Raw genomic sequence first — 5,489 nt, 5'->3', positions numbered from 1 at the left:
GCAGAAGGGCCACCCGTCGTTGGGTGGCCCTTCTGTCTTCACGTTAAGTCCGGCGGTGTCCTACTCTCCCACAGGGTCCCCCCTGCAGTACCATCGGCGCTGAGAGGCTTAGCTTCCGGGTTCGGAATGTGACCGGGCGTTTCCCTCTCGCTATGACCGCCGAAACACTCTTCGATGTTTCGAACAACTCATGCACTCTATGCAGTTGCTTTGTTCTCGACCGTACATCGAGAACCACTCAGTGGACGCGGGCGCTTCTAGGAAAGCGAGGTGTTATCAAGTCATCGGCTTATTAGTACCAGTCAGCTGCATGCATTGCTGCACTTCCACATCTGGCCTATCAACCCAGTAGTCTGGCTGGGAGCCTCTCACCCGAAGGTATGGAAGTCTCATCTTGAGGCCGGCTTCCCGCTTAGATGCTTTCAGCGGTTATCCATCCCGAACGTAGCTAATCAGCGGTGCTCCTGGCGGAACAACTGACACACCAGAGGTTCGTCCAACCCGGTCCTCTCGTACTAGGGTCAGATCCTCTCAAACTTCCTACGCGCGCAGCGGATAGGGACCGAACTGTCTCACGACGTTCTAAACCCAGCTCGCGTACCGCTTTAATGGGCGAACAGCCCAACCCTTGGGACCTACTCCAGCCCCAGGATGCGACGAGCCGACATCGAGGTGCCAAACCATGCCGTCGATATGGACTCTTGGGCAAGATCAGCCTGTTATCCCCGAGGTACCTTTTATCCGTTGAGCGACAGCGCTTCCACAAGCCACTGCCGGATCACTAGTCCCGACTTTCGTCCCTGCTCGACCTGTCAGTCTCACAGTCAAGCTCCCTTGTGCACTTACACTCGCCACCTGATTGCCAACCAGGTTGAGGGAACCTTTGGGCGCCTCCGTTACTTTTTGGGAGGCAACCGCCCCAGTTAAACTACCCACCAGGCACTGTCCCTGAACCGGATCACGGTTCGAAGTTAGATATCCAGAGTGACCAGAGTGGTATTTCAACAACGACTCCACAGTAACTGGCGTCACTGCTTCAAAGTCTCCCACCTATCCTACACAAGCCACACCGAACACCAATACCAAGCTGTAGTAAAGGTCACGGGGTCTTTCCGTCCTGCTGCGCGTAACGAGCATCTTTACTCGTAATGCAATTTCGCCGAGTTCGTGGTTGAGACAGTTGGGAAGTCGTTACGCCATTCGTGCAGGTCGGAACTTACCCGACAAGGAATTTCGCTACCTTAGGATGGTTATAGTTACCACCGCCGTTTACCGGGGCTTAAATTCTCAGCTTCGCCTTGCGGCTAACCGGTCCTCTTAACCTTCCGGCACCGGGCAGGCGTCAGTCCGTATACATCGTCTTGCGACTTGGCACGGACCTGTGTTTTTAATAAACAGTCGCTACCCACTGGTCTCTGCGGCCACCACACCCTTTCGGAGCAAGTCCTAATAAGTGGATGGCCCCCCTTCTCCCGAAGTTACGGGGGTATTTTGCCGAGTTCCTTAACCACGATTATCTCGATCTCCTTGGTATTCTCTACCTGACCACCTGAGTCGGTTTGGGGTACGGGCGGCTGGAACCTCGCGTCGATGCTTTTCTTGGCAGCATAGGATCACCCACTTTTCATCCGCATCGTGTCTCAGCCTCATGACTCCCGGATTTGCCTAAGAGTCGGCCTACGCACTTGCACCAGGACTACCATCGCCTGGCTTGGGCTACCTTCCTGCGTCACACCTGTTAATACGCTAACCGCACCAGCATGGGGTCGCGCGCTCCACCACCCGGTGTCACCCGAAGGTGACGATGGATGGTTTCGGGCGCTTAGCACCACTGGATTAGCTTGGGCGGTTCTTCGCCGGTACGGGAATATCAACCCGTTGTCCATCGACTACGCCTGTCGGCCTCGCCTTAGGTCCCGACTTACCCAGGGAAGATTAGCTTGACCCTGGAACCCTTGGTCTTTCGGAGGACATGTTTCTCACACGTCATTCGCTACTCATGCCTGCATTCTCACTCGTGTGGCGTCCACGGCTGGTTCACACCGCCGCTTCACTCGCCACACGACGCTCTCCTACCCATCAAAACGGCTGGACCACGAAGGCCTGCCAATAGTTTCAATGCCACAACTTCGGTGGCGTGCTTGAGCCCCGTTACATTGTCGGCGCGGAATCACTTGACCAGTGAGCTATTACGCACTCTTTCAAGGGTGGCTGCTTCTAAGCCAACCTCCTGGTTGTCAAGGCAACTCCACATCCTTTCCCACTTAGCACGCGCTTTGGGACCTTAGTTGGTGGTCTGGGTTGTTTCCCTCTCGACTATGAAGCTTATCCCCCACAGTCTCACTGCTGCGCTCTCACTTACCGGCATTCGGAGTTTGGCTGACGTCAGTAACCTTGTAGGGCCCATCGGCCATCCAGTAGCTCTACCTCCGGCAAGAAACACGCAACGCTGCACCTAAATGCATTTCGGAGAGAACCAGCTATCACGAAGTTTGATTGGCCTTTCACCCCTATCCACAGCTCATCCCCTCAGTTTTCAACCTAAGTGGGTTCGGCCCTCCACGACGTCTTACCGTCGCTTCAGCCTGGCCATGGATAGATCACTTCGCTTCGGGTCTAGGACACGCGACTGAATCGCCCTATTCAGACTCGCTTTCGCTACGGCTACCCCACACGGGTTAACCTCGCCACGTATCGCTAACTCGCAGGCTCATTCTTCAAAAGGCACGCTGTCACACCTACCAGGGGTGCTCCAACGGTTTGTAAGCAGACGGTTTCAGGTACTATTTCACTCCCCTCCCGGGGTACTTTTCACCTTTCCCTCACGGTACTTGTCCGCTATCGGTCATCTGGGAGTATTTAGGCTTACCAGGTGGTCCTGGCAGATTCACACGGGATTTCTCGGGCCCCGTGCTACTTGGGATACTCTCCACGCCAGCACACGCATTTCGACTACGGGGCTGCCACCCGCTCTGGCCGGCCATTCAAGACCGTTCGTCTATACGCTGCTGTCACGTCGACCCTTCGGCAGAAGAGTCAGGTGAGTCCCACAACCCCGAACGTGCAACGCCTGCCGGCTATCACACACGCCCGGTTTAGCCTCATCCGGTTTCGCTCGCCACTACTCACGGAATCACTGTTGTTTTCTCTTCCTGTGGGTACTGAGATGTTTCACTTCCCCACGTTCCCTCTACCCGCCCTATATATTCAGGCGGGAGTCACCAGGTGTTGATCCTGGCGGGGTTTCCCCATTCGGACATCCTCGGATCAAAGCTCGCTTATCAGCTCCCCGAGGCTTATCGCAGATTGCTACGTCCTTCTTCGGCTCCAGATGCCAAGGCATCCACCGTCTGCTCTTAAAGACTTGAAATCACATGAGCCGACAGATCCCTTTTGAAAGACCTGTCGTTCGCTCTCTTTAAAGATGCTCGCGTCCACTGTGTAGTTCTCAAAGTACGGGCGGTACCCCCTCCGCATCCCCACAACCGCGAGGAAACAAGAAGAGGCCCAGAAGGAGGGAACCAGAGGTTCCGGTCCTTCAGGACCCAACAGCGTGCAGCCGCCCCGCTCCCCGACCGACTCGTTCCAGACCCGCAAGCAGGTCGTACTAGATCCGATCGGCTGCGCCGACGGCATGTCAAATGTTCCACCCATGAGCTAACCGGCACCACACATTCGGTGATGATCCGGCGCCTGGAAGGCCCTGAGGCCTCCAGATGCTCCTTAGAAAGGAGGTGATCCAGCCGCACCTTCCGGTACGGCTACCTTGTTACGACTTAGTCCTAATTACCGATCCCACCTTCGACGGCTCCCTCCACAAGGGTTAGGCCACCGGCTTCAGGTGTTACCGACTTTCATGACTTGACGGGCGGTGTGTACAAGACCCGGGAACGTATTCACCGCAGCGTTGCTGATCTGCGATTACTAGCGACTCCGACTTCATGAGGTCGAGTTGCAGACCTCAATCCGAACTGGGACCGGCTTTTTGGGATTCGCTCCACCTCACGGTATTGCAGCCCTTTGTACCGGCCATTGTAGCATGCGTGAAGCCCAAGACATAAGGGGCATGATGATTTGACGTCATCCCCACCTTCCTCCGAGTTGACCCCGGCAGTATCCCATGAGTTCCCACCATTACGTGCTGGCAACATAGAACGAGGGTTGCGCTCGTTGCGGGACTTAACCCAACATCTCACGACACGAGCTGACGACAACCATGCACCACCTGTATAGAGACCTTGCGGGGGGACTGTTTCCAGAACTTTCCTCTATATGTCAAGCCTTGGTAAGGTTCTTCGCGTTGCATCGAATTAATCCGCATGCTCCGCCGCTTGTGCGGGTCCCCGTCAATTCCTTTGAGTTTTAGCCTTGCGGCCGTACTCCCCAGGCGGGGAACTTAATGCGTTAGCTGCGTCACGGAGACCGTGGAAAGGCCCCCACAACTAGTTCCCAACGTTTACGGGGTGGACTACCAGGGTATCTAAGCCTGTTTGCTCCCCACCCTTTCGCTCCTCAGCGTCAGTTACGGCCCAGAGATCTGCCTTCGCCATCGGTGTTCCTCCTGATATCTGCGCATTCCACCGCTACACCAGGAATTCCAATCTCCCCTACCGCACTCTAGTCTGCCCGTACCCACTGCAGGCCCGAGGTTGAGCCTCGGGTTTTCACAGCAGACGCGACAGACCGCCTACGAGCTCTTTACGCCCAATAATTCCGGATAACGCTTGCGCCCTACGTATTACCGCGGCTGCTGGCACGTAGTTAGCCGGCGCTTTTTCTGCAGGTACCGTCACTCTCGCTTCTTCCCTGCTAAAAGGGGTTTACAACCCGAAGGCCGTCGTCCCCCACGCGGCGTTGCTGCATCAGGCTTCCGCCCATTGTGCAATATTCCCCACTGCTGCCTCCCGTAGGAGTCTGGGCCGTGTCTCAGTCCCAGTGTGGCCGGTCACCCTCTCAGGCCGGCTACCCGTCGACGCCTTGGTGAGCCATTACCTCACCAACAAGCTGATAGGCCGCGAGCCCATCCCAGACCGAAAAATCTTTCCCACCAGTAACCATGCGGTTCTGGTGCATATCCGGTATTAGACGCCGTTTCCAGCGCTTATCCCAGAGTCCGGGGCAGGTTGCTCACGTGTTACTCACCCGTTCGCCACTGATCCACTCCAGCAAGCTGGAGCTTCACCGTTCGACTTGCATGTGTTAAGCACGCCGCCAGCGTTCATCCTGAGCCAGGATCAAACTCTCCGTAAAGAAAAAATGCTGACCCCACCGGGAAAACGGTGAAGCAGCGAGTTTGAAACTGACCAAAACGGATGTCATTACTGACTTCCAAAATTTGATCCAAAGGAATCTCGCAGCCAACCAAAAAGGTCAGCTGCCGAGGTTATTTGGCATTTGACAAGTGCACGCTGTTGAGTTCTCAAGGATCGGATGCTCCCAGCCCTGCGGCTCCCACCGCAGCCCTCCGGGGCAACTTCTCTATCTTATCC

3 rRNA genes are annotated in these 5,489 nt (G+C 55.9%); all 3 read right to left on the bottom strand.

What is annotated here, in order from left to right:
• Positions 1–47: 47 nt before the first annotated feature.
• Positions 48–164, bottom strand: a 5S ribosomal RNA gene (gene rrf / locus AAD528_RS15495).
• 108 nt (positions 165–272) lie between these two features.
• Positions 273–3,370 (bottom strand): 23S ribosomal RNA (locus AAD528_RS15490).
• Positions 3,371–3,727: 357 nt separating this feature from the next.
• A 16S ribosomal RNA gene (locus tag AAD528_RS15485) occupies positions 3,728–5,250 on the bottom strand.
• The 16S, 23S and 5S rRNA genes sit together here, the layout of an rRNA operon.
• Positions 5,251–5,489: the final 239 nt, after the last annotated feature.

It is taken from the genome of Microbacterium rhizophilum (genome assembly GCF_039605615.1).
In the GTDB taxonomy this organism is placed as follows: Bacteria; Actinomycetota; Actinomycetes; order Actinomycetales; family Microbacteriaceae; genus Microbacterium; species Microbacterium rhizophilus.
Note: the sequence above shows the minus strand (reverse complement) of the source record. Positions and strands in the feature narration are given on the sequence as shown.